We start from the raw sequence: 22801 nt of genomic DNA, 5'->3' as shown, positions 1-22801 counted from the left end.
AAGTTACATCTACTGTTTTGCGCAAACTTTGTATTCAATGCCAAGTCGGCTGTTGCATTGCTTGTTGGCATTTTTTAACAAAAAAGCACCTGTACCAGTGAACAACTATCGTTCACTGAGCCGCAGGACTACAATAGCGCGGCGAGATTTGATCCTGTGTACGGGCTGGCTGAAATGGATGGGTTGGTACGTATCCCGGGATGACCTGATCACTATTTACAATAAGAAATGAACGTACATGCTCCCTTTTGACAGTCCACGCTTAATTGCCGATATCGGCGGTACCTACGCCCGCTTTGCATTAGAGGTGGCGAAAGGTGATTTCCAGCATATTGACTCCTTGCGCTGCGCGGAATTTCCTGATTTTGCTGCCGCAGTCTCCGCCTATCTGGCATCTGTTCCTTCTCAGCATGTCGAGCATGCTGCCGTCGCTATTGCGAATCCGGTAGATGGTGATCTGGTGAGTATGACCAACTACCACTGGCAATTTTCGATTGAAGAAATGCGGCAAAAACTCGGCCTTGACACCTTGCTGATCGTCAACGACTTCACTGCGCTGGCAATGGCATTGCCAAGGCTGGGGCCTAATGACATCCGGCAGATCGGTACTGGCGATGCGAGTAAACAAAGTGTGATTGGCCTGCTTGGACCCGGCAGCGGCCTCGGCGTTTCTGGCCTGATTCCCGCAGGGGATGGTTGGATTTCTCTCGGTTCCGAAGGCGGGCATACCAGTTTTTCGCCTAGAGATGAACGCGAAATTGCCGTCCTGCGCTACGTATGGAAACATTTTGAGCATGTCTCGTTCGAACGTCTGGTATCCGGCCCCGGACTTGAGCTGATTTACCGTGCTCTGGCTGAACTGGCAGGGGTTGCGCCGCTGGCGTTGACTGCTCCTGATATTACGCAGCGGGCGCTGGATGAGACGGATGCGGTGTGTGTTGATACGCTGGACGTTTTTTGCGCCTTGCTCGGTACTGCTGCTGCCAATCTGGCGGTTACGCTGGGTGCCTTGGGTGGTATCTATATCGGCGGCGGTATTGTGCCGCGCTTAGGCACGTATTTTGATGCGTCGCGCTTCCGCTCGCGCTTTGAGGACAAGGGTCGTTTCAGTCGCTATGTGGCAGCGATTCCGACCTTTGTCATTACCGCTGAACATGCAACCTTTACCGGTGCTTCCGCGATCCTGGACGCACAATTGCGGACACTGAGTGCCGATCCCGGCTCAGCAATTCTTGGTCAGATTCGACGTGCCCGTTCCGAGTTGTCACCGGCAGAGTTACGCGTCGCTGAGCATGTACTCGCGCATGCGCGCTCGGTATTGAATGATCCGATCGCGGAGATCGCCAGAGCTGCCGAAGTAAGTCAGCCAACGGTGATTCGGTTCTGCCGGTCCCTGGGCTGTGAAGGCTTATCTGACTTTAAATTACGCCTTGCTTCAGGACTCACTGGCACGGTACCGGTCACGCATATTCAGGTAACCAATGACGACTCTGCCCTGGAGCTTGGTGCAAAGGTCTTGGGTAATACCGCCTCGGCGATATTACAAGTGCGTAGCCAGCTTAATCGTGAAATGATTGACCGGGCAATTGACTTGATCGTGCATGCAGATCGCGTGGAGTTCTATGCAATCGGTCATTACGGCGTGGTTGCCCAGGATGCACAATTCAAATTTTTACGCCTTGGCATTCCTAGCGTTGCACATACGGATTCACGTTTGCAATTGCTGGCCGCCAGCGTGTTAAAACCGAAAGATGTCGTAGTCATTATCAGTAGCAGCGGTCGCTTGCCGGAGTTGCTCGAGGTCGCAGAAAAAGCGCGTGAGCGCGGCGCGACGGTCATCGCAATTGCAGCGAGCCAGTCGCCGCTGGTGCGTAAGGCAGATGCCGCGCTGATCGTTGATCATGTTGAAGATGTCTCTACGCATTTGCCGATGGTCAGCCGTATCCTGCATTTACTCGTCATTGATATGCTCGCCGTCGGCGTTGCCATGCGACGCAATCCAGACGGCGGTAGCCTGCTGGGCGGCGAGGCGGATGAGCGTCTGGATGAAGCGAGCTCCTCCTCAAAAAGAGCTGACTCACACAAAGGTGCCCGCAATGAGGCTCCCGGCGTCAGTATTGCATCTCCGCTGGCGCGCCTGACATCTCACAGCAGATAAGTTTGTCGTCAAACTTTTTGTCATCATCAAGCCATGAAATCAGCCTGGCCGGTAGTGCAATTTATGCAGAGGAACTAGTCCAGATAAATTGTACGCACGGCCAGGCTAACTTAACTATCGAGGTTCTATTATGCGTAGTCGTTCCGCCGGCGTTTCGTTTCTGACTTTCTCCGTTTCCTTACTATGTTGTCCCGCAGTGTTTGCTGCCTCAGCAGTCATGCCTACAGCATCAGCAGCATCAGCAGCATCAGCAGCATCAGCAGCATCAGCAGCATCGGCAAAACCCGCATTGCAAGCGTCCACGGCACCACCGGTAGCCGCACAACAGCCATATCTGGTTGAGTCACCCAACGGCACGCGCAGCGATCCGTATTACTGGCTGCGCGATGATGCCCGCAAATTACCCGCCATGCTGGATTACCTGAATGCAGAGAACGCGTATTTCAAAGCGCAGTCCTCGGCTTATCAGGGATTGACTGATCGGCTATACAAAGAAATTGTTGGGCGTATCAAACAAGATGACAGCACTGTCCCGTTTAAAAAAGGTCAGTATCTGTATTACACGCGTTTCGCCAAAGGGGCGGAGTATCCGGTATTTGGCCGTAAACCAGTCGCAGGCGGTTCTGAGCAGATCATGCTGGACGGGAATCTTGAAGCGAAAAATAAAGCGTATTTTGACGTCGGACAAAGAGCTGTCAGCCCGAATGAACAATTACTTGCCTACCTTGAGGATGACAGCGGTCGTCGCCAGTACACGCTGAAATTCCGCGATCTTAAAACCGGTAAAAATTTTACCGATGAGATCACCGGTTTATCTCCACAAGTGGTGTGGGCGGCAGATAACAAGACTGTGTTTTACATAGAGAACGATCCGGTGACGCTGCTATCCACCCGTGTCAAAAAACATGTGCTGGGTACTGATGCCAAGGAGGATACGATTGTCTACACCGAGCAGGATCATAGCTATTACATGAGCATCGCGAGTACCGGCGATGATCGCTACGTTGTCATCGAATTGCGTAGTACAGAGACGAGCGAAGTGCATATTCTCAGCGTCGATCATCCAGAGGCTATGCCGTTGGTGTTTGCCCCAAGAACTGCCGGGCTTAAATATAGTGTTGATCATATCAACGGACGCTGGATTATATTGACCGACTGGCAGGCACCGAATTTTCGCCTGATGTCAGTGGCAGATGCCATGGTGGGAGACAGGAATCAGTGGAAAGAGCTGGTGCCGCATAACAAATCTGTATTCATCCAGAATTTTGCGCTGTTTAAAAATTTTATCGCGATCAATGAGCGCTCTGAGGGACTGTTACGCTTGAAGGTCATGCCTTGGAATGCGCCTGACAAGGCCACATTTATTCAATCCGACGAACCTGCTTATGCGGCATCGTTTGGTATTAATGCTGAGCAGGATACCGATGAACTGCGCTATAGCTATAGTTCGCTGACGACACCACCGAGTGTGTATTCGGTCAATATGCAAACCGGCGTGAGAAAGCTGATGAAGGAGCAACCGGTATTAGGCGGGTTTAAACGCCAGAACTACACAACTGAGCGGGTGTGGGCTAACGCGCAGGATGGCACCAGAATCCCGGTATCACTGGTGTATCGTAAAGGTTTTAAACGTGACGGACATGCGCCGCTGTATCAGTATGCCTATGGCTCCTATGGAATGTCGACTGATCCTGTTTTTCGTCCGGCAGTGATCTCGCTTCTGGATCGTGGGTTTGTATTTGCGATCGCGCACATCCGAGGTGGTCAGGAAATGGGGCGTGACTGGTACGAGAACGGCAAGTTATTAAAAAAGAAAAATACCTTCACCGATTTTATCGATGTGACCGATTACCTGGTCGCGCAGCGTTACGCCGCTAAAGACAAAGTCGTTGCAATGGGCGGCAGTGCCGGTGGTTTGCTGATGGGGGCTGTCGCCAACATGGCCGGCGATAAATATGCCGGTATGGTTGCCCACGTTCCTTTCGTCGACGTCGTCACGACCATGCTAGACGAGAGCATTCCGCTGACGACCAACGAATTTGATGAATGGGGCAATCCAAAACAAAAAGCATCGTACGACTATATGTTCTCGTATTCGCCTTACGACAACGTCCAGAAAAAAGATTATCCCGCCATGCTGGTCACGACAGGCTTGTACGATTCTCAGGTTCAGTACTATGAGCCAAGCAAATGGGTTGCCAAGTTACGTGCGACCAAAACCGGCCAGCAGCCTTTGCTCTACAAAGTCAATATGGAAGCAGGACACGGCGGTAAATCCGGTCGTTTCGTCCGTCAATTACAGACGGCGGAAGAATACGGTTTTATCCTGCATCAGCTTGGGATGAAATAGTCATCACAATATGGCGAGCCGGATATTTCCTGCATCACGAGATGATGCACGGCTCACGCAGGAATATCTTGCACTCCTCACTAGTTTAAGCGCCCAGCAGGTCGGCGAGATGAGCGAGATCTCTGGCGTGATACGTATTTGCCGGATTGGCTGAAATGTCCTTGGTAACGGCCGGCCCATATTCTGCGGGGCGCTCAATATAGGCAGTTTGTAATCCACAGGCTCTGGCTGCTGCCAGGTCACTTTGATGTGCGGCTACCAGCATGACCTGATCCGGTCGCACGTCTAACAAGTTTGCGACGCCCAGATAGGTTGCCGGGTCGGGCTTGTAGCGCCGGAAGATTTCTGCAGACAAAATACAGTCCCAGGGTAAGCCCGCATGTTTTGCCATATTCGTCAGCAAACTCATATTTCCATTAGAAAGAGTACAAATCGTAAAACGCGATTTGAGTCTGACTAAGCCCGCAATACTATCCGGCCATGCATTGAGCCGGTGCCATACCTGATTGAGCTGGTCTCGTTGATGATTGCTCATCTGTGCTAAGCCAAATTGCGGCAACAAGTCCTCCAGGATTTGCCGGTGCAGCACGTCGATTGTGGTCCAGCCGGTTTGACCCGACATCACACGCTGCATCGCCGGGACATAGGCTTCTCTCCATGCCAGCGCAAAGCGATTCCCGTCGATTGCCGGTGCAATCTGTTCAATTTCTTTTCTGACGCTGGTATACCAGTCGACAACCGTACCAAAGACATCAAAAGCGAGTACTCTGAGTTGGTCTGATTCTGGATTCATCTTGGCTCCTGGCGGTGATGCCTGATCATACTATCTTGCATGCAACAATCAATTTCTCCGGTACAAAGCTGGCGTTGTTTTTACGAGAAAATTATTAATCAATACCGCTTACTCTATATCTCGAAAAGCACCGTATTTTTACGCAGAATTGGTGCGATGCAAAATGAAATTTAGCAGGGAAAACGTGGTAAATATGCTTTTTTCAGTAGTACTGCGTAGGCACTCACGTAAGCATGCAAAGATTTCATGTGAATATGAATTTCTTTTCACTTGGGAATAAAATTCACTATGCCAGAATCTTTGTGCTTAGTTTGTGTTGGGCAAGTGTGGATGCTGCGGCAGCTTGTGATTTATCTGGAAAATGCCGATGTTCCACATGCTTCATAACAGAAATTTTGTAGTAAATCAGATGGTTCAAAATAATATAAACGGAGGACGACATGTCATATAAATTACAGGCAATGATTGCAGCTGCGTTGGCGACTTTGGCATTATCAGCAGTGGCGGCAGATCCGATTAAAATTGGTGTTACCGGCCCATTCACTGGCGGCTCTGCGCCGATGGGTGTGTCCATGCGTGACGGCGTCAAACTCGCTGTTACCGAAATCAATGCAGCAGGCGGTGTACTCGGTCGTCCGTTCCAGTTAGTTGAGCGTGATGATGAAGCAAAAAATGAACGCGGTGTTCAGGTCGCACAAGAGCTCATCAATAAAGAAAAAGTGGTTTCCACCGTTGGCTTTATCAACACCGGTGTTGCGCTCGCATCCCAGCGTTTTTATCAGGAAGCCAAAATTCCGGTCATGAACAATGTTGCCACCGGCAGCGTGGTGACCAAGCAGTTTGCTGATCAGCCTGAGAACTATATTTTCCGTAATGCCGCGCACGACACAATTCAGTCAGCAATGATCGTCGAAGAAGCCGTGGGCAAGCGCAAGCTGAGCAAGGTGGCGATTCTGGCGGACTCCACCAACTACGGCCAGCTCGGTCGTGAAGACTTGGAAAAAGCGCTGGATAAAAAAGGCTTGAAACCCGTTGCTGTTGAAAAGTTCAATATCAAAGACGTGGATATGACAGCGCAGTTGCTAAAGGCGAAGCAATCCGGCGCGCAAGCGATTCTGACTTACGGTATCGGTCCTGAACTGGCACAGATCGCCAACGGTATGGAAAAGCTGAACTGGAAAGTGCCGATGATCGGCAGCTGGACTCTGTCTATGGGTAACTTCATCGACAACGCAGGCAAGAACGGTGAGGGCGCATCAATGCCGCAAACCTTCATCCAGATCCCCAACACGCCGAAACGTAAAGCCTTCATTGACGCTTATCTGAAAGCCTACAATCCACCTGGCGGCCGGATCCCGTCTCCTGTTTCAGCAGCGCAGGGCTATGATTCCATCTACTTGTTAGCCGCAGCGATCAAGCAGGCCGGTTCTACAGAGGGACCAAAAGTCCGCGAAGCTCTGGAGGGTTTGCAGGCAAAAGTCGAGGGTGTTGTGACGACTTACGACAAACCTTTCTCTAAAGCAGATCACGAAGCAATCAAAGCCGGTATGCCAGTCATGGGTGCCGTCAAAGAAGGCCACGTCGCTCTGGCGCAATAAGCTCTTCAACCACATCAAGTAACACAGCTGCTTAAGTATTGATTTTTGGTTCTTTGGTTAATTGAAGAATTAATTCAAAAATCAATACAAGTATTCGTTGTAGGTAGCGCTGGCATCTCACACATCAGATTGCACAATCAGGATTTATCCGGTTTGTAAGGATCGTGAGATGTCAGTCATTTCTGTGTTCTACACTTGCTCTCAAGGTCATCATGGATATTGTTCTCCAATTAGTGTTCAGCGGCATTGCGCTGGGCATGATTTACGCCGTCATTGCGTTCGGCTATCAACTTACTTTTGCGACCTCCGGTACGCTGAATTTCGGACAAGGCGAAGCACTGATGCTAGGTGCATTAGTTGGTCTCAGCCTGGTCGGCAATATTCATGGCGGGCCCTACATGAGTTACTGGCTCATGATTCCGATTGTGATTGTGTTCGGCGCTTTACAAGGTGCGGTCGTTGAATGGATTGGTGTTCGTCCTGCGATCAAAATTAAATCTGAATTCGGCTGGATTATGTCCACCATTGCGCTCGCCATCATCTTTAAAAATGTCGCCGAAAATATCTGGGGCAAAGACGATCTGACATTTCCAACACCGCTGCCCGCGACACCGTTCCAGGTATTCGGCGCGAACGTACAGCCGATGCAGATCGTTGTTGTGCTGGGTGCACTGGCGATGATGCTGGCAGTTGAGTTATTCAACCGGAAGTCGATTTACGGTAAAGCCGTGGTAGCGACCTCCAACGATCGCGACGCCGCCGGATTGATGGGAATTAATACCAGCATGGTCATTACCTTCTCTTATGCGCTGTCATCGGCAACTGCTGCCTTCGCAGGCGTTCTGGTCGCACCTCTGACACTCACCGGTGCCACTATGGGTACGGCGTTGGGTCTCAAGGCGTTTGCGGTAGCGATTATCGGCGGACTGACCTCCGGTATGGGCGCGATTGTCGGTGGATTGATCCTTGGCGTTGCTGAAACTCTCACCGGATTCTATATCTCTACAGGTTACAAAGAAGTCCCGGGACTGTTGTTGCTGTTGCTGGTATTGGCGGTAAAACCTGCTGGCCTCTTCGGCAAAACAGCGATTAAGAAAGTTTAAAATGAGTCTGATGATGAATAAAAAAACTTTCATTATTGCGATCATCGGCCTGATCGCTTTAGCCGCTTTTCCTGTCATCGTACATAACCCGTATTACATCCACTTAGCCGAGACGATACTGATCTACGCGATCCTGTTGTTTGGACTGGATATTGTGGTGGGTTATACAGGGCAGGTATCTCTCGGTCATGCCGGATTATTTGGTATCGGCTCTTATACAACCGGTGTGCTGTATTTTAAATTTGGCTTGCCGTTCCTGATTGCGATGCCTGCCAGTATCGGCGTGACAGCGATATTCGGCGCTCTGCTGGCACTACCGGCTTTGCGTGTGACAGGACCTTATCTTGCGATGGTAACCCTGGCGTTCGGTACGATCATTCAGATCCTCATTAATGAGATGACTTTCCTGACAGAAGGACCGATGGGATTGAAAGTTGCCAAGCCGATGTTCTTCGGCGTCAAACTCGGTGAAGTAGGGTTTTTCTATCTGGTTGCCTTGATGATGGTGCTGTCACTGATTGTCGTTCACAGAATTTTAAAGTCGCATCTCGGGCGAGCATTTCAGGCATTGCGTGATAGTCCGATTGCCTCGGATTGTATGGGTGTTTCGGTCTATCGCTACAAAGTATATGCCTTCGTCATCAGCGCCGCGCTGGCTGGACTGGCGGGTAGTTTGTACTCCTATTCAGAAGAATATATTTCGCCTAACACCTATAACTTCGAGCTGACCATCATGTTCCTGCTCGCTATTATCATGGGGGGGCGCAAGACCCGTAGCGGCGCCTTATTGGGTGCGCTGATTGTCGTCATGTTGCCTAGTTTGCTGGCCGATATTGAATTGTTCCGCAAGATCGCAACGGCGGCTGCGGTCATCGGTGTGGTCGCCGGGGCCCTCATGCTACTGAAAAAACGTAAGACGATCAGAGACATTATCGTGCCTCTGGTAGCGACAGTCGGCATGGCGATGTTCTCCTATCGTCTGGAAAATATCACTGACTGGCGCTTGACGATTTTTGGTTTAATGACCTTGTTCGTCGTGTACTACCTGCAGGACGGCATCGTTGGTTTTATGCGCGGACTGGTCGGATCCCGGACAGAGCATGCGGTGCAAGCCAATGCAGTTGCCGATGAATCAAAAGCCTGGAGCATGGCGGACACGAGTACACCAATCAGCGGCAGTCTGTTGCGTGCGAAGCAGGTACTGATGCAGTTCGGCGGACTCAAGGCATTGAATCAGGTAGATCTGACGATTGTCAAATGTACGGTGCATGGACTGATCGGGCCGAACGGGTCGGGTAAGAGCACCATGATGAACGTACTGACCGGTATTTATCAACCTACTGGCGGCAGTGTCGAGTTCAATGGCAAAACGATTTCCGGTTTAACTCCATCCGAAATTGCCTTAGGTGGTGTTGCGCGTACTTTTCAGAACGTGCAGTTATTCGGCGAGATGAGCGCGACAGAAAACATCCTGGTTGGTCTGCATCACACTTTTAAAAGTAACGTACTCGACGTCATGCTACACACCCCTCGTTACAAGCGTGAGGAGCATGAGGCCAGAGTGCGTGCTGCGGCTATTTTGCAATTCATGGGATTGGCTGCACTGACTGAAGAAGAAGCGCGCAATTTGCCCTACGGTAAACAACGGATGTTAGAAATCGGTCGCGCTCTTGGACTGAATCCACAGCTCTTATTGCTCGATGAACCCGCCGCAGGTTTAACTGCGCCGGACATTAAGGAGCTGATCGCCATCATTCGCAAGATCCGTCAGCATGGCATCACGATTATCCTGATTGAGCATCATATGGATGTGGTCATGTCGATTTGCGATACCGTGACGGTACTCGACTTCGGTCAAAAAATCGCGGAAGGCAAACCAGCAGAAGTACAGGCCGATCCTAAAGTGATCGAAGCGTATCTCGGTGGCTCGGTTGGTGACGACAGCACAGAGCCTTCGTCAGACACATTATCTATAACGCCAGTCATGGCAGATCAGGCAAGGGGCTGACATGTTATCTATTTCAAACCTGCATGCAGCCTATGGCAAAGTCGAAGTCCTGCATGGTATTTCTCTTGACGTGCCAAAAGGTAAAGTGGTCACGCTGATCGGATCCAATGGCGCAGGTAAAACCACGACCATGCGCGCCATCTCCGGTATGTTAAAGCCCAAGATGGGAAGCGTAAAACTGGCGGGTAAAGATGTCACCGGCCTGGAGTCGCATAAGATAGCCCGTGCTGGCCTGGCACATTCCCCAGAAGGTCGCCGGGTATTTTCTACCATGAGCGTCACCGATAATCTGTTGCTGGGCGCGTTTCCCCGATTCACCCGTTCTCGTCCAAAAGGAGATGTTGCAGCGGATCTCGAAAAAGCCCTGGAGCTATTCCCCCGGCTGAAAGAAAGGCAGCATCAACTTGCCGGTACCCTATCTGGTGGGGAACAGCAGATGCTGGCGATGGCGCGTGCCGTCATGCTGAATCCTGAAGTGATTTTGCTGGATGAACCGTCAATGGGGCTGGCACCGATTCTGGTGGAAGAAGTTTTTCGTATCATCCTGCGTCTGAAAGAGCAGGGCGTCACCATGCTGCTGGTGGAACAATTCGCGGCGGCTGCGTTGAACGTGGCCGACTATGGTTATGTTCTGGAAAATGGTCGCATCTCTGTACATGGGCCTGCAGACAAACTCAAAAACGATCCTGCAGTCAAAGCGGCCTATCTGGGTGGCGATCATGCGCATGAATGACGTTTGCTGATTTTCCGTCGTATGAAGAAAAAACTCTCCTACACTTTAGGAGGGTTTTTTATAGTGGACTGACACAAAAATTAACCCGCCCTCACCACAGACACAAGGAAACAAAGAACAAAGCAGGAGTAAGCAGTTTCGTGGAATCTCAAAATGAAGTCGCAAGCACAATGCGCCTTCTGGCCTGAAATTGAGAATTTGCGTTCGAATTGACGCATAGAAGTGGAGAAAGTAAGGGTGAAATGGAGAAATAGCGGTACCCTTTTAAGTGACTAAGCTTCAAAGGAGAACCGCGATGACCCATCTCACCACCCAAGCAAGATACCAGATTGCGAATGAAGTTCGTTATTCAAACTGTCGCGACAGCCATTGGATGATGCCGTCAACGCTACGGAATTCGGACACAGAGCGGCAGGCAATCTGCGGATGTCTGGCTTGTAGCATTCTGGATAAGGCCGCACCCGGCCCCAGTTCCAATGCAACGCTGATGCCATTTTCTGCAAATGCATCCATGCAGTCATGCCAGTGTATCGTCTCAAGTAATTGATGGCTGAGCTGCGTTACTGCCGCGTGCTTGCCATGAATCTGACTACCATCCTTGCCCGAGATTACCGGACAGATTCCGCTAAGGAAATCACATGCCTGAAGCTTCTCATGAAATGGCTGACAGGCATTGCGTAAGCACGAGGTATGCGATGCGATATGTACCGCAAGCTGCTGTACTTTTGCGCCGTGCTCTACGAGTTCGGTTTCTAATTTCGCGAACTGATCGGCTATGCCACCAAGGATAAGCGCGTCATCCGCATTGATAATGGCAATCTCAAAACCACGATCCTGAATTAAGTTCCTGACCTGACGCAGATGAACACCATTCACGGCGACCATGATTTGCGCGCGCTGTGGATCGCGACAGGCATCCATCAACTGCGCACGCTGTCGTGCCAGACCGATGATTTGCCGTGCATCCAGCATGCCAGCAATGCCATAAGCGCCGAGCTCCCCTATGCTGTAACCGGCAACCAGAGCCGGTGTTGGTACGCGATCTTTAATGCAATGCCAGATCGCCATCTGGCTGGTAACGATGAGTGGCTGAGCGTATTGATTGGCAAAGATACGCTCTGGTTTTTCAGCGATCGCCTGTAGTTCCGGCGCGCACATACCGCGCAAGGTTTCTGCATCGCTGTTACCAGTCAGCAGGTCAAACATCCCTGCATGCTGAGTACCCTGACCCGAACATAGCACCAGTAAGCGAGGGTTCATACAAGCTCACCATCGCAAATCTTATGTTCGCAAATTTCATGTATCTCATGTACGAAACAAGTCGCCGCAAGCAGATCCGCAGCACCACCCGGTGATAAACGTTTTGCGCAAAACAATTGATGGCAGGTCAGTGCCTTGTGATACCAGTCGGGATGCGCTGTGCCTCCGGCATTCATGAAACTCTGAGCCTGTTCTTTGACGATCAATGCGCCTTCAGCGCCGCCGCGATGATAGACATTGGTGTCGCTGATATAGGCCATCAAGGCAAAGAAAGTGTCAATGCGTGCCTCGTACATAGAGCGTCCTGCATTGAATGTGCTGCGCAGCGCAGGCAAGGCAATATCAAATACCGAAGGCAATCCCGATGCAATTTCTTCCCGTGCTCCGCTTGCGCCATGGCGTTGCGCGACACGAATGCCATTCGACGTATTATCAGGTGCATGGCTGGAATTTTGTCCATGCAAACTCAGTTCAGTTCCCCATTGCTCAAGAAGAGTTTGCCGGATCGCATCGGGTGTAGGAGCGATATTGTGAGCACTTAAATATCCGGTAGTTGCACACAACATTCCCAGGCTAAAGATAGCACCACGGTGAGTGTTGATGCCCTTTGTCGCCAGCATCATTCTTTGCTCTGCTTCGATACCTAATTTTTTTAACTGACTAAAGGATGCCTGTTCATAGCCAGCCTGAGTGATTGCTTTAAAGTAGTGGCGTAAGGTGAACAGGCTACGCATGAAGCTTGTAGCATTCATATCGGTATGACTGCCGTTATCAATCAACGAGACCAGTCCTGGTTTTGGGTACAGAGACAGTTCTGTATACAAACACCGGACTGCAATTTTTGCGATCTTTGTAGTCACGTCGGCGGCTGCATGACGCTGATGACAGTCGTTTTCTATCCGTTCATTTATATGGGAGAAAACGACGCTGCGGTGCGTAGCCAAAGCAGACATCGTAGGCTGCGATTGTCTCATGCTGCAAGCTCCCCGGCCGTAGTCTGATTCTGAACGAGGGACGCAATCAGCGACGTTGTAGATGCCAGATATACCGTATGCATGGTCTTGACCAGTACTCGTGCCTGGCTTGCGGTAGCGAGTTGCCACTCCCGCCAGGACACTGCCTGTTGCTGGGGAAAGAGGATTTCGCCATCGAGTGGCAGCAGCGTGCTAAAGGATGTCAGCAAAGATAAACCTTGTTCTAACTCATTCAGATTTTTTGGTGAAAATAGAAGATCAATATCCGAACGCGCAGTGACATACGAGAGTCCGGTAAGACGTTGTAATGCAGCCGAGCCAAAGACGCGCATGTCCAGTGGCGGTGATGATGTCTTTAGTGTAGCGGGTAAGCATGCTAAGTTTGCTAAGCTTGAAAAATGACTGAGAGCTTGCTGCCATTCCTGCGGTGCGGTTTCGATAATATCGTGCAAAGACAATGCAGGGCTTGATCGCGCAATCAGTACTTTTTCTACGCGCAGAGCGATCCTTTGCTTGCTGCCGTCGGTGGTGTTTGGCGGTAAGGCCAGTCCAAGACAGATAACCTCATCTCCGGCATCAGCATCATGCCGCCGTACGATCAGCGGCCAGTCGCTTAGTCGCCATGTTTCGATAATATGACGATGCCCGGGTGTCGCTGTATCCCTTGCCTGTTGCCATCCCTGGTCGGATAGCCAGACCAGATCATGGCGCGAGTACATGCTGATCCGCGAGGATGGCATCAATGACTGCCTGAGCTAATTGGCGGCCGCCGCGCTGCTTGCCTGTCGCACTGCGCAGATCGCTATTTTGTACATGCAATAGCGCTTGCTCAAGCTGTGTTGATAAATCACCGCCCCAGATTCCTTGCACCCCACCCATGCGGAGATAGTTTTCCGGTCCCGGTGCAAACACGGGATTGCTGATAGCGAGTTCGGTCAGTCTTTCTTCCGGCACTTTGGTGATCCTCGCCATCGCTGGCAGACCCATTACGCGGATGGTTGCATCTGGCAAGGCATAGCAGGCATCTGCCATCAAGCCGCTGGTAATAAAGCCACCAGACAATGCCTGGTCATATACCAGACTGATCACGCGATGCCCTTTTCTACGCGCAAGTTCTACACATTTGCCGAGGTGTGCCATGTAGCTGTTGATACCCAGTATTTCATCACGATGGCGTAGCCGCTGACCTTGCGTATCTACCAGCAAGAGTATCGGCCGCAAAGGATGTTGACGTACGGTGTCGAGCACAAATGCTGCTTGCGCCAAGGCGATTTCGACACCTATCGGCGCGTGATTCGTCGTGCCGACGACCGCAACTATTTCTTGACGGGTTTGTCCGTTGCCAGATAAAAAACAATCTTTTTCACCGATAGTATGTCCGAGCGGGAAGAGGGCATTTGCCAGTGTTTGCCATTGCATTATGCGGCTCCCAGTCGGTGATGTTGCGCTTTGCTGATGAAGTCACTGATCTCCAGCATCGGCATATTGGCCGGATCGTTCATGCCGAGTGCACGCCAGATATCCAGCGGGTCGCGTAACGTGCCAAAGGCATTAATCCGTTGCGTCAATAAATCCTGCTCACGTTCCAGTGCCTCTAGTGAAAGCGCAACATGATCGCTATGGTCAGCACAGCTAATCTGGATTGCTTCTATTGCTTCGATTGCCGCAGTACGAAATGCCCCGACAGAGTCAGTCACGATTGCCTGACAATCGCCAATCATATAGCGGTGTTTTCCACCGGTTGTACGCCACACCAGTGCGCGATCACGCGAGTCGAATTCTTCTACACCGTTCGCTGTCTCGATGACTTCCGGACCGGACATGGCGAGACGCGCTTCTTCTGACATCACGATCCAGTTTGCGCAACGGGCAACGATGCCCATCCCACCAAAGCAACCATTCGACCCACCGATTAAGACGATCACAGGAATGCCCGCAGCGCGGGTATCGAGCACGGCGCGCATGACTTCAGATACGGCAATCAATCCCGCATTGGCCTCATGCAAACGTACACCCCCTGTTTCCAGTAACAGGACGACAGCACGCGGTTTTTCTAGTACTGCGCGGCGTAACATGCCCACCAGCTTGGCACCATGGACTTCGCCCACCGCGCCTCCCATGAAGCCGCCTTCTTGTGCCGCAATAAAAACAGTCTCGCCATGCAAAAGCGCCTTGCCAACCACCACACCGTCGTCGAAGGCGACCGGCGCATTCAGTTGCCCTAGATGCGGGCTGATTACCCTGGCCGATGGTAGTAAAAATTCGTCCAGACTATTCGGATCAAACAGTTGTTGAATCCGTTCGCGGGCATTGCATTCGAGATAGCTGCTCATGTATGTGCTCCCTGTGACTGACCCAGCAGCGTCTCTACCGCCTGATCCAGACGAAGGCTGACGACTGCGGGCGTTGCTCCCATGTCGTTGATCGTGATCTTGACATCGGCAAGCAACCAGCGTGCGTTGAAATCTGTCATCACCGCAGCCCAGATCGCGCCAAAGCCAGTCGCTGCCGTATTGATCTCTATCACGCAGGCTTGTTGCAGCGGGCAGGCTTCAATTAATACTTCCAGATTCCCTGAGCTGACTACGCCAACCAATTCCGCTTGTTGCGGGACAGGACGATGGCCATGCTCGAATCGATAAGATAAATGTTCCATTATCGCTTTCATTATTTTCTATTTTTATGAGGCTTGCGCAAAAACCAAAAACCTCACCACAGAGGCACAGAGACACAGAGAAAAACTAGAGCAAGCGGCGTCTGATGTGCCGATTCTACAAATGAACCTGCAACTCTGGTGCGCCTTCTGGCACAAAATGCCTCTGAGAGCCGCATCCAGACTGCGTGTTCAATGTGGAGAATTTATAAAAACTCACATTAAAAAATTACATCGACAGGACTGACACAAAAACCAAGACCCTCGCTACTCACCAGTTCCGGAATCGTTTCGGCGGCTGGTACAAATTGCCTGATGCCCGCACCAGATCTTTCATCGACTTTGCCGCTAACAGATTCCTGGTTGCCAGGCGCTTGTCGATACCGAGATCTTCTGCGTGCTGAATGATGCCGCGGTCCCGTAAATTCTCTACCATGCGTTTGTCGCGTGCCAGGCCGACTGCGGTATAGCCTGCGACACCACGGATAGCCTGTTCGCGCTCTTCATCGTTGCGGCAGAGCAGTAAATTCGCGATGCCTTCTTCGGTCAAAATATGTGTGACATCGTCACCGTAGATCATGACCGGCGGGATTTCCATTTTTGCCTGCTCTGCTAATTCCCATGCGTCGAGCTGATCGACAAACGCCGGTTGCATATGTTCTCTGAAGGTTTCGACGATCTGCACCACCAGTTTTTGTCCACGCGGAATCACATTTTTACCCTGACGTGCTTGCTGGCCTGCCTTGATCCAGGCTGGACTGGCATGGCGGCGGCCACGCGCATCGGCACCCATGTTTGGCGCACCGCCAAAACCGGCGATTCTGCCCAGCGTTGCGGTTGATGAATTCGCTTGCAAATCGATTTGCAGTGTCGATCCGATAAACATATCGCAGGCGTAGTGCCCGGCTGCCTGGCATAGTCCGCGGTTGCTGCGCATGGAGCCATCCGGTCCGACAAAAAACACATCGGGTCTGGCGCGGATATAGTCTTCCATCCCCAGTTCGGACCCGAATGAATAGACCGATTCGACAAAGCCTGCCTCAATCGCCGGGATCAAGGCAGGGTGGGGATTGAGCGCCCAGTGACTGGCGATTTTGCCCTTCAGTCCCAGCGATTCTGCATAGGTGGGTAGCAATAATTCGATGGCGGCGGTGTCGAAACCGATGCCGTGGTTCAGGCGCTTGACGCCGTATTCTGCATAGATCCCTTTGATCGCCATCATGGCCATCAATACCTGTATTTCTGAGATTTGTGCCGGATCGCGGGTGAACAGCGGTTCGATGTAATATGGATTCGGTGCCTCAACGACAAAGTCAATCCAGTCGCCGGGAATATCGACGCGCGGCAAGACGTCCATAATCTGATTCACCTGCACAATCACGATACCGTTTTTGAATGCGGTCGCTTCCACAATCGCCGGAGTGTCTTCGGTGTTCGGACCGGTATATAAATTGCCGTGACGATCAGCAGCTTCTGCAGCGATTAGCGATACGCGTGGCGTCAGGTCGATAAAATAACGGCTGAATAATTCGAGATACGTATGGATCGCACCGATATTCAGTTTGCCCGCGCTGACGAGTTTAGCGACACGCCCAGCTTGTGGGCCGGAGAACGAAAAATCGAGACGCGATGCAATCCCTCTTTCAAAAATATCCAGATGCTCAGGCAAGGCCAGCACGGATTGCAGCATATGCAGATCATGAATCCGCGCAGGATCCAGTCTGGCTAATGACTGCCCGAGAAAGTCTGCTTGCTTCTGATTATTTCCTTCGAGGCAGACTCTGTCGCCACACTCGATGACCTGATGAAGCAGATCGATGATGCGCGCCGCAGGCAGGATTTTACCGGTGAGGCTCTGATCCAGCGTATCCCGCGCACGCCTCAATCGCTGCTGGCGATTCTCTTGCAAGGTATTCCAGACCTGCGGACGCGCATGCATTATTTCACTCCCATGATGGTGTTCGGCAGGCCGACTGCGATTCCCGGGAACAGGCACAGCAACAATACGGCAAGGAACATCAGGGAGACGAAAGGCATCACACCCCAGATCACATCCTTGAGCGGAATATCCGGTGCAATATTCTTGATCACAAAAATATTCAAGCCCACAGGAGGATGGATCAGGCCCATCTCCATGACGACCGTCATCACGATACCGAACCAGATCAGATCAAAGCCAGCCGCCTTCAGCGGAGGCAGGATAATCGGTGCCGTCATCAGGATGATTGATACAGGTGGCAAGAAAAATCCAAACACAATTACCATCGCCAGTATCACTGCCAGCAATATCCATTTGGATAAATGCATATCAACTACCCATTGCGCAGCGGATTGACTGATATGCAGGTAGCTCATCACATACGAATACAGCAGCGACATACCGATGATCAGGAGTAGCATGGTTGACTCTTTAATCGTCGAGGTCAGGATCGGTCGCAGATCTTTTGGCCGCCATACGCCGTACACCACGGCGATCAATGCCATCGCCAGCAGAGCGCCCAGGCCAGCCGTTTCAGACGGTGTAGCGAAGCCGCCGTACAGCGCTACCATGACACCAATCAATAAGATCACAAACGGTAAAACACGTGGCAGCATTTCGACTTTTTGCGCCAGGGTGAAATGCTCTTTTTCCAGATAGGCGGATTCCGTGCCCGACTGTTCGTAGGCGATCAGGGCGAGCCGATATTCTTTGCGTGCGCGGTAGACGGCATAACCAGCAAACAGCACGACCAGCAATACGCCGGGGCCGACACCCGCGAGAAACAGACGTCCCAGAGATTGTTCGGCAGCGACTGCATACAAGATCATGGTGATTGAGGGTGGTAACAAAATACCGAGGGTTCCGCCTGCCGCAATAATGCCCGCAGCAAATCCCGGTGAGTAACCACGTTTGCGCATTTCCGGTATGCCTGCAGAACCGATGGCAGAGCATGTCGCTGGGGAAGAGCCAGCCATCGCCGCGAACAGTGCACAGGCAACCACGTTGGCAATGCCGAGGCCGCCAGGAACTTTGTGCAACCAGGTATGGATTGCCGAGTACAAATCTTTACCCGCAGGGGATTTGCCGATTGCCGCACCTTTTAAGATGAATAAGGGGATCGACAATAAGGTAATCGAAGCCATTTCCTCATACACGTTTTGGGTCACGGTATCCAGCGATGAGGCAGGCATAAAGAAGTACATAAAACTTGCCGCCACAATGCCCAACGCAAATGCAATCGGCATCCCGGAGAACATCACAACCAGGGTCACTGCGCCATATAGAGCGCCTAAGGTCAGTTCACTCATCTGGCACCCCGCTTGTTAGTCAGGCGCGCCAATACCTGCACAAAAATTTGTAATGTCAGCAGCGACATGCCGAACGCCATCATGCCGTAAGGAATCCACAACGGCGGTGCAAAAGTTGATGTCGTGGTTTGTCCATCGACAAAAGCTTCATGCCAGAGTGTCCAGGATTTCCATGAAAAAAACGCGCAAAACAGGAACGACAGCACATCCACCATCAACATGCGAAACGCGTTGACTTTCGCCGGTAACAGCGAGGCAAGCGCCTCGATCCCGATGTGGCCGCGATACGACTGCACATAGGCGGTACAGAAAAAAGTGACGCCGACCAGCATGAATACAGACGCTTCATCCTGCCAGTCTGTCGGGGCTTTAAAAAAATAGCGACTGATGACGGAGTAGGTCAATATGCATGCCGTCAATACCAGTGCCAGCATCGACAGATTCATCAGGAATTGATTGAAATGATCGAGCAGACGTGATGCCACTGCAATCAGTTTCTGGTCGGGGATCGCGGGGCCTTTGGCAGGCTCCATTTCAAATCCGTGACTCATAATGTTTTCTCCGCCAGCTTCAGCAATTTGGCGCAGTTCTCATTCTTTTCGCCGTAGTCTTTCCATGCGGTAGTACGTGCAATGGCTTGCCATTTTTTCAGCGTAGCCGGATTCAGGTCAGCGACTTTCGCACCGGCTTTTTGGTACACAGCGGCCACCAGTGAATCATCGAGCTGAGCAGATTTACGCGCAAAGGCTTCCAGTTCGCCACCGACTGCCATGATGGTGGCTTGTTGATCTTTGCTGAGTTTGTCGAACACGACTTTCGACATCATCAATGGCTCAAACATGAACCAGTACGCACCGGTACGTCCGGTGGTCAGGCTCTTCGATACTTCCTCCAGACGGAAGGAAATCAGTGATGTCGATGAGGTCAGGGCAGCATCCATCGCACCGGTTTGCATCGCTGCATAAATTTCATTGGACGGCAACGACACTACGGCGGCACCTGCGGCTTTCAGGATCAAATCCATCTCACGCGAACCGCCGCGGACTTTCATGCCCTTGGCATCGTCCGGATCGACGATGGGTTTGCCGCGCGATGCAACGCCACCGGCTTGCCAGATCCAGCTCACGACCACAATGCCTTTATCGAGCAAAATGCGGTTAAGTTCTTTGCCTACCTCGGCATTTTTCCAGCTATAGCCTTGTTCATAGGACGTCACCAGACCGGGCATCAGGCCGATATTGACTTCGGGGACTTCGCCGCCCGCATACGACAGCGGCACCAGCGACAGATCGAGCGCCCCTTTGCGCATGGATGAGAACTGGGCATTGGTTTTCATTAATGAAGAGCCAGGATAGATTTCGAACTTTAGACTACCTTTAGAGCGTTTCTCGACCTCAGCGGCAAACATGCGGCACAGGCGGTCACGAAAATCGCCTTCGTTCACCGTACCCCCCGGGAACTGGTGCGAAATCTTCAGCGCCGCGGTTTGCGCCCAGGATGCGGACATGGTGAAAAACGGGCTGGCAGCAATAGCAGCAAGTATGGCTCTGCGGGTAGAAAGTGTGGACATGTTGTCTCCTGGATTGAAGGGATGAGTCGCTTGCATTGCCATGATTCACTGATCTTGCATGCATAATTTATTTTTGTGTATACAAGATATATCTCAAATAAATACAAAGCAAGCGTATTTGTACATATAATGAGCAAAATTACACAAAGGAGGCGTTTTGCTTACCCCCACCTTAAAAAGTCGCTCACAGAGTCTGCGTGAATCTATCGAGGAAATGATTGCCATCGGTAAATTGCTTCCCGGTCAGCATCTGGATGAGACCGAACTGGCAAATGAGTTTGGTGTCTCCCGCACACCAATCCGCGAGACGCTGATACAACTGGCCTCGATGGGCGTGGTGGTGATTCGTCCGCGGCGCGGCGCGGTTGTCGCCGAGCTGGGGCCGCAGCAACTGGTTGAAATGTTTGAAGTGATGGCAGAGTTCGAGGCGATGTGCGGCAGGCTTGCTGCACGCCGCATGACGCCTGCAGAGCAACAGGATTTGCTGGCAGCCCACCAGGCCTGTAAAGATGCCAGTACAGCGCAGAACTCAGACGATTATTTCTATTGCAACGAGACCTTCCACCATATTATTTATCAGGGCAGTCACAATGCTTTTTTGGCTGAGCAGGCGATGGCACTACACCGGCGCCTGCGTCATTACCGGCGCTTGCAGCTCCGCGTGCGTGATCGGGTCGGCGCGTCATTTTCGGAGCATGATGGCGTGGTTCAGGCAATTCTGGCGGGTGACGGCGAGCTGACGGCAGAGTTGTTGCGTGGCCATATCATGATTCAGGGGCAGCGATTTGCCGACCTGATGGCGTCTTTGCCAAAGGCGCAGGCGGCTACAAAATAATTTCCCTATAAAGTGTCAGGTTGTTTGTATTGGATATACTCCCCAATATTGCTCTATAAATATGTCTTGATCCGCTTTGTTTTATTGCGGTATTAAAAATATACTCATCAGGAGTATATTTTTTTAGCTAATTCCAGACGGATTTTCACCCACATTGCAGCTTCCCATTGGCTCCAGATATCGTCACGCTATTGTCAAATAGCCCGGGCGTCCTTATATGCGATCAGTATCTGAATCACAGAGCAGGCAAATACGCGAAATCAGCGTCGATGTTATGCTCGCCAAGGTAGTAAAAAACACATTGCATCCGATTTAATTGTTCTTAATCGTTTTTCATTGTTATTAAACTTAAACACCGGAGTCGGATTGATATCAGCCCGACTTGATACGCACCCATCCATTTAATAATTACATATTGAAAGAAATCCATGTCCGATTTGATCCAAAAACTGAAATGGCGCTACGCTACCAAAAAGATGAACCCGGCAAAAGCAGTGCCGCAAGAAAAAGTTGACCGCATCGTCGAAGCCGCACGCCTGACCGCCACATCCAGCGGCCTGCAACCTTACGAAATTTTCGTCGTCACCAATCCAGAAGTGCGCGAAAAAATCAAACCAGTCGCCTGGAACCAGGGCCAGGTCACCGATTGCTCCCACTTGCTGGTATTCGCCGCATGGGACAACTACACCGCAGACCGCATCAATATGATGTTTGACCTGACCAACGACGAACGTGGCTTTAAAAACGAAGGCTGGGAAAACTATCGCCAGATGCTGCTCAGCAGCTACCCGGCACGCGATGCCGAAGTCAACTATCAGCACGCCGCACGTCAAGCCTACATCGGTCTGGGATCAGCCCTGATCGCCGCGGCTTACGAAGAAGTCGACAGCACGCCAATGGAAGGTTTTGATCCCAAAGCCGTCGATGAAATTCTGGGCCTGAAAGAACGCGGCCTGCGCAGCGTCGTGATCCTGCCATTGGGTTATCGTGAAGAAGACAAAGACTGGCTGGTCAACCTGAAAAAAGTACGCCGTCCGAATGAGAAGTTTGTGACTGAAGTGAAGTAAGTTGTTTCAAGGCAGTCAGCCAGTATGAGGTGCGCTGACTGACTGCCGTCGCACATAATTAGGAGAGGTCCACCCTACTTATTGCAGGTTACGGCCTTGCAGAATAAAAAATTTTGCTATGCTAGCGACTTGCCACTGGTCGGCAGCGTTGCCCTGGACCGATGGCACTTATTTTACGGAGTCGTATAGTGGCCTCATTGCAAGATCAGTTTTTAAAAGCAGGACTAGTCGATAAAAACAAAGCCAAGCTGGTCCACCAGGAAAAGACCAAGCAGAAGAAGGTTGAGCGCCGGACTGGCAACGAGAGCGTAGATGAGTCGCGCCTGGCCGCGCTGGAAGTGCAGCGCAAAAATGCCGAACGCGCTCGTGAACTCAATGCGCAACGTGATGCGGCCGCGAGCCAAAAAGCGA

20 protein-coding genes are annotated in these 22801 nt (G+C 51.4%); 9 read left to right on the top strand and 11 right to left on the bottom strand.

Translation table 11 applies throughout. The annotated features are described in order from the left end of the window. Positions 1 to 238: 238 nt before the first annotated feature. A complete protein-coding gene (locus ACO0K4_RS15315; RefSeq protein WP_422957515.1) occupies positions 239 to 2158 on the top strand; it encodes a glucokinase in 1920 nt (639 codons plus the stop codon). Between the two features lie 217 nt (positions 2159 to 2375). Then, positions 2376 to 4508 (top strand): S9 family peptidase, encoded by a 2133-nt coding sequence (locus tag ACO0K4_RS15310; RefSeq protein ID WP_422957514.1) that lies wholly within the window; start codon positions 2376 to 2378, stop codon positions 4506 to 4508. An 85-nt stretch (positions 4509 to 4593) separates the two neighbouring features. Here ACO0K4_RS15310 and ACO0K4_RS15305 read toward each other — a convergent pair whose 3' ends face one another. Further along, the gene (locus ACO0K4_RS15305) at positions 4594 to 5301 is read right to left on the bottom strand and encodes a haloacid dehalogenase type II (RefSeq protein ID WP_422957513.1); all 708 of its coding nucleotides are present in this window, start codon (positions 5299 to 5301) and stop codon (positions 4594 to 4596) included. A 440-nt stretch (positions 5302 to 5741) separates the two neighbouring features. Between ACO0K4_RS15305 and ACO0K4_RS15300 the strand changes: the two genes are divergently transcribed. The 4 genes from ACO0K4_RS15300 (at position 5742) to ACO0K4_RS15285 (ending at position 10743) form a co-directional block, all read left to right on the top strand. After that, positions 5742 to 6899, top strand: coding sequence for an ABC transporter substrate-binding protein (locus ACO0K4_RS15300; protein ID WP_422957512.1), 1158 nt, complete (start codon positions 5742 to 5744; stop codon positions 6897 to 6899). Between the two features lie 212 nt (positions 6900 to 7111). Further along, positions 7112 to 8002, top strand: coding sequence for a branched-chain amino acid ABC transporter permease (locus ACO0K4_RS15295; protein ID WP_422957511.1), 891 nt, complete (start codon positions 7112 to 7114; stop codon positions 8000 to 8002). A 13-nt stretch (positions 8003 to 8015) separates the two neighbouring features. Further along, complete coding sequence (locus ACO0K4_RS15290; protein ID WP_422957658.1) at positions 8016 to 10010, top strand: ABC transporter permease subunit; 1995 nt, start codon at positions 8016 to 8018, stop codon at positions 10008 to 10010. Position 10011: 1 nt separating this feature from the next. Next, positions 10012 to 10743: an ABC transporter ATP-binding protein gene (locus ACO0K4_RS15285; RefSeq protein ID WP_422957510.1), complete on the top strand. Its 732-nt coding sequence runs from the start codon at positions 10012 to 10014 to the stop codon at positions 10741 to 10743. A 345-nt stretch (positions 10744 to 11088) separates the two neighbouring features. Here ACO0K4_RS15285 and ACO0K4_RS15280 read toward each other — a convergent pair whose 3' ends face one another. The 10 genes from ACO0K4_RS15280 to dctP all read right to left on the bottom strand — a co-directional run bounded on the left by ACO0K4_RS15280 (position 11089) and on the right by dctP (position 20488). Next, complete coding sequence (locus tag ACO0K4_RS15280) at positions 11089 to 12003, bottom strand: ACP S-malonyltransferase (protein ID WP_422957508.1); 915 nt, start codon at positions 12001 to 12003, stop codon at positions 11089 to 11091. Continuing rightward, positions 12000 to 12977 (bottom strand): triphosphoribosyl-dephospho-CoA synthase MdcB, encoded by a 978-nt coding sequence (gene mdcB, locus ACO0K4_RS15275; RefSeq protein WP_422957507.1) that lies wholly within the window; start codon positions 12975 to 12977, stop codon positions 12000 to 12002. Before mdcB ends, ACO0K4_RS15280 begins: the two co-directional genes overlap by 4 nt. Then, positions 12974 to 13696, bottom strand: coding sequence for a malonate decarboxylase holo-[acyl-carrier-protein] synthase (gene mdcG, locus ACO0K4_RS15270; protein ID WP_422957506.1), 723 nt, complete (start codon positions 13694 to 13696; stop codon positions 12974 to 12976). The genes mdcB and mdcG overlap by 4 nt, the downstream gene beginning before the upstream one ends. Then, a complete protein-coding gene (gene mdcE, locus ACO0K4_RS15265; protein ID WP_422957505.1) occupies positions 13680 to 14396 on the bottom strand; it encodes a biotin-independent malonate decarboxylase subunit gamma in 717 nt (238 codons plus the stop codon). Before mdcE ends, mdcG begins: the two co-directional genes overlap by 17 nt. Continuing rightward, positions 14396 to 15310, bottom strand: coding sequence for a biotin-independent malonate decarboxylase subunit beta (locus ACO0K4_RS15260; protein WP_422957504.1), 915 nt, complete (start codon positions 15308 to 15310; stop codon positions 14396 to 14398). The genes mdcE and ACO0K4_RS15260 overlap by 1 nt, the downstream gene beginning before the upstream one ends. After that, entirely contained in the window at positions 15307 to 15633 is a 327-nt protein-coding gene (mdcC, locus tag ACO0K4_RS15255; RefSeq protein ID WP_422957503.1) for a malonate decarboxylase acyl carrier protein, read from the bottom strand. The genes ACO0K4_RS15260 and mdcC overlap by 4 nt, the downstream gene beginning before the upstream one ends. Positions 15634 to 15901: 268 nt before the next feature. After that, positions 15902 to 17569, bottom strand: coding sequence for a malonate decarboxylase subunit alpha (gene mdcA / locus ACO0K4_RS15250; RefSeq protein ID WP_422957502.1), 1668 nt, complete (start codon positions 17567 to 17569; stop codon positions 15902 to 15904). Continuing rightward, positions 17569 to 18918 carry a TRAP transporter large permease gene (locus ACO0K4_RS15245; protein WP_422957501.1) on the bottom strand — a complete coding sequence of 450 codons (1350 nt, stop codon included), beginning with the start codon at positions 18916 to 18918 and terminating at the stop codon, positions 17569 to 17571. The genes mdcA and ACO0K4_RS15245 overlap by 1 nt, the downstream gene beginning before the upstream one ends. Next, the gene (locus ACO0K4_RS15240) at positions 18915 to 19469 is read right to left on the bottom strand and encodes a TRAP transporter small permease (RefSeq protein ID WP_422957500.1); all 555 of its coding nucleotides are present in this window, start codon (positions 19467 to 19469) and stop codon (positions 18915 to 18917) included. The genes ACO0K4_RS15245 and ACO0K4_RS15240 overlap by 4 nt, the downstream gene beginning before the upstream one ends. Continuing rightward, on the bottom strand, positions 19466 to 20488 hold the full coding sequence (gene dctP, locus ACO0K4_RS15235; RefSeq protein WP_422957499.1) for a TRAP transporter substrate-binding protein DctP: 1023 nt from the start codon (positions 20486 to 20488) through the stop codon (positions 19466 to 19468). Before dctP ends, ACO0K4_RS15240 begins: the two co-directional genes overlap by 4 nt. A gap of 157 nt (positions 20489 to 20645) precedes the next feature. Between dctP and ACO0K4_RS15230 the strand changes: the two genes are divergently transcribed. The 3 genes from ACO0K4_RS15230 to ACO0K4_RS15220 form a co-directional block, all read left to right on the top strand. After that, complete coding sequence (locus tag ACO0K4_RS15230) at positions 20646 to 21323, top strand: GntR family transcriptional regulator (RefSeq protein ID WP_422957498.1); 678 nt, start codon at positions 20646 to 20648, stop codon at positions 21321 to 21323. A gap of 428 nt (positions 21324 to 21751) precedes the next feature. Further along, positions 21752 to 22390: an NAD(P)H-dependent oxidoreductase gene (locus tag ACO0K4_RS15225; protein ID WP_422957497.1), complete on the top strand. Its 639-nt coding sequence runs from the start codon at positions 21752 to 21754 to the stop codon at positions 22388 to 22390. 188 nt (positions 22391 to 22578) lie between these two features. After that, positions 22579 to 22801, top strand: a 223-nt coding sequence (locus ACO0K4_RS15220) for a DUF2058 family protein (RefSeq protein ID WP_422955874.1), incomplete at its 3' end; no start/stop codon positions are given.

The sequence above is a fragment of the Undibacterium sp. RuTC16W genome (genome assembly GCF_049339445.1).
Classification (GTDB): domain Bacteria; phylum Pseudomonadota; class Gammaproteobacteria; order Burkholderiales; family Burkholderiaceae_D; genus Undibacterium.
This window is presented reverse-complemented; position numbering and strand designations above follow the sequence as displayed.

Bases quoted from the DNA above. Each gene is read 5' to 3' on its own strand.
- ACO0K4_RS15295 (WP_422957511.1), top strand. From the start codon at position 7,112: ATGGATATTGTTCTCCAATTAGTGTTCAGCGGCATTGCGCTGGGCATG.
- ACO0K4_RS15300 (WP_422957512.1), top strand. From the start codon at position 5,742: ATGTCATATAAATTACAGGCAATGATTGCAGCTGCGTTGGCGACTTTG.
- ACO0K4_RS15280 (WP_422957508.1), bottom strand. From the start codon at position 12,003: ATGAACCCTCGCTTACTGGTGCTATGTTCGGGTCAGGGTACTCAGCAT.
- mdcC (WP_422957503.1), bottom strand. From the start codon at position 15,633: ATGGAACATTTATCTTATCGATTCGAGCATGGCCATCGTCCTGTCCCG.
- ACO0K4_RS15245 (WP_422957501.1), bottom strand. From the start codon at position 18,918: ATGAGTGAACTGACCTTAGGCGCTCTATATGGCGCAGTGACCCTGGTT.
- ACO0K4_RS15285 (WP_422957510.1), top strand. From the start codon at position 10,012: ATGTTATCTATTTCAAACCTGCATGCAGCCTATGGCAAAGTCGAAGTC.
- mdcG (WP_422957506.1), bottom strand. From the start codon at position 13,696: ATGTACTCGCGCCATGATCTGGTCTGGCTATCCGACCAGGGATGGCAA.
- mdcE (WP_422957505.1), bottom strand. From the start codon at position 14,396: ATGCAATGGCAAACACTGGCAAATGCCCTCTTCCCGCTCGGACATACT.
- ACO0K4_RS15290 (WP_422957658.1), top strand. From the start codon at position 8,016: ATGAATAAAAAAACTTTCATTATTGCGATCATCGGCCTGATCGCTTTA.
- ACO0K4_RS15305 (WP_422957513.1), bottom strand. From the start codon at position 5,301: ATGAATCCAGAATCAGACCAACTCAGAGTACTCGCTTTTGATGTCTTT.
- ACO0K4_RS15315 (WP_422957515.1), top strand. From the start codon at position 239: ATGCTCCCTTTTGACAGTCCACGCTTAATTGCCGATATCGGCGGTACC.
- mdcA (WP_422957502.1), bottom strand. From the start codon at position 17,569: ATGCATGCGCGTCCGCAGGTCTGGAATACCTTGCAAGAGAATCGCCAG.
- ACO0K4_RS15310 (WP_422957514.1), top strand. From the start codon at position 2,376: ATGCCTACAGCATCAGCAGCATCAGCAGCATCAGCAGCATCAGCAGCA.
- ACO0K4_RS15240 (WP_422957500.1), bottom strand. From the start codon at position 19,469: ATGAGTCACGGATTTGAAATGGAGCCTGCCAAAGGCCCCGCGATCCCC.
- dctP (WP_422957499.1), bottom strand. From the start codon at position 20,488: ATGTCCACACTTTCTACCCGCAGAGCCATACTTGCTGCTATTGCTGCC.
- ACO0K4_RS15260 (WP_422957504.1), bottom strand. From the start codon at position 15,310: ATGAGCAGCTATCTCGAATGCAATGCCCGCGAACGGATTCAACAACTG.
- ACO0K4_RS15225 (WP_422957497.1), top strand. From the start codon at position 21,752: ATGTCCGATTTGATCCAAAAACTGAAATGGCGCTACGCTACCAAAAAG.
- mdcB (WP_422957507.1), bottom strand. From the start codon at position 12,977: ATGAGACAATCGCAGCCTACGATGTCTGCTTTGGCTACGCACCGCAGC.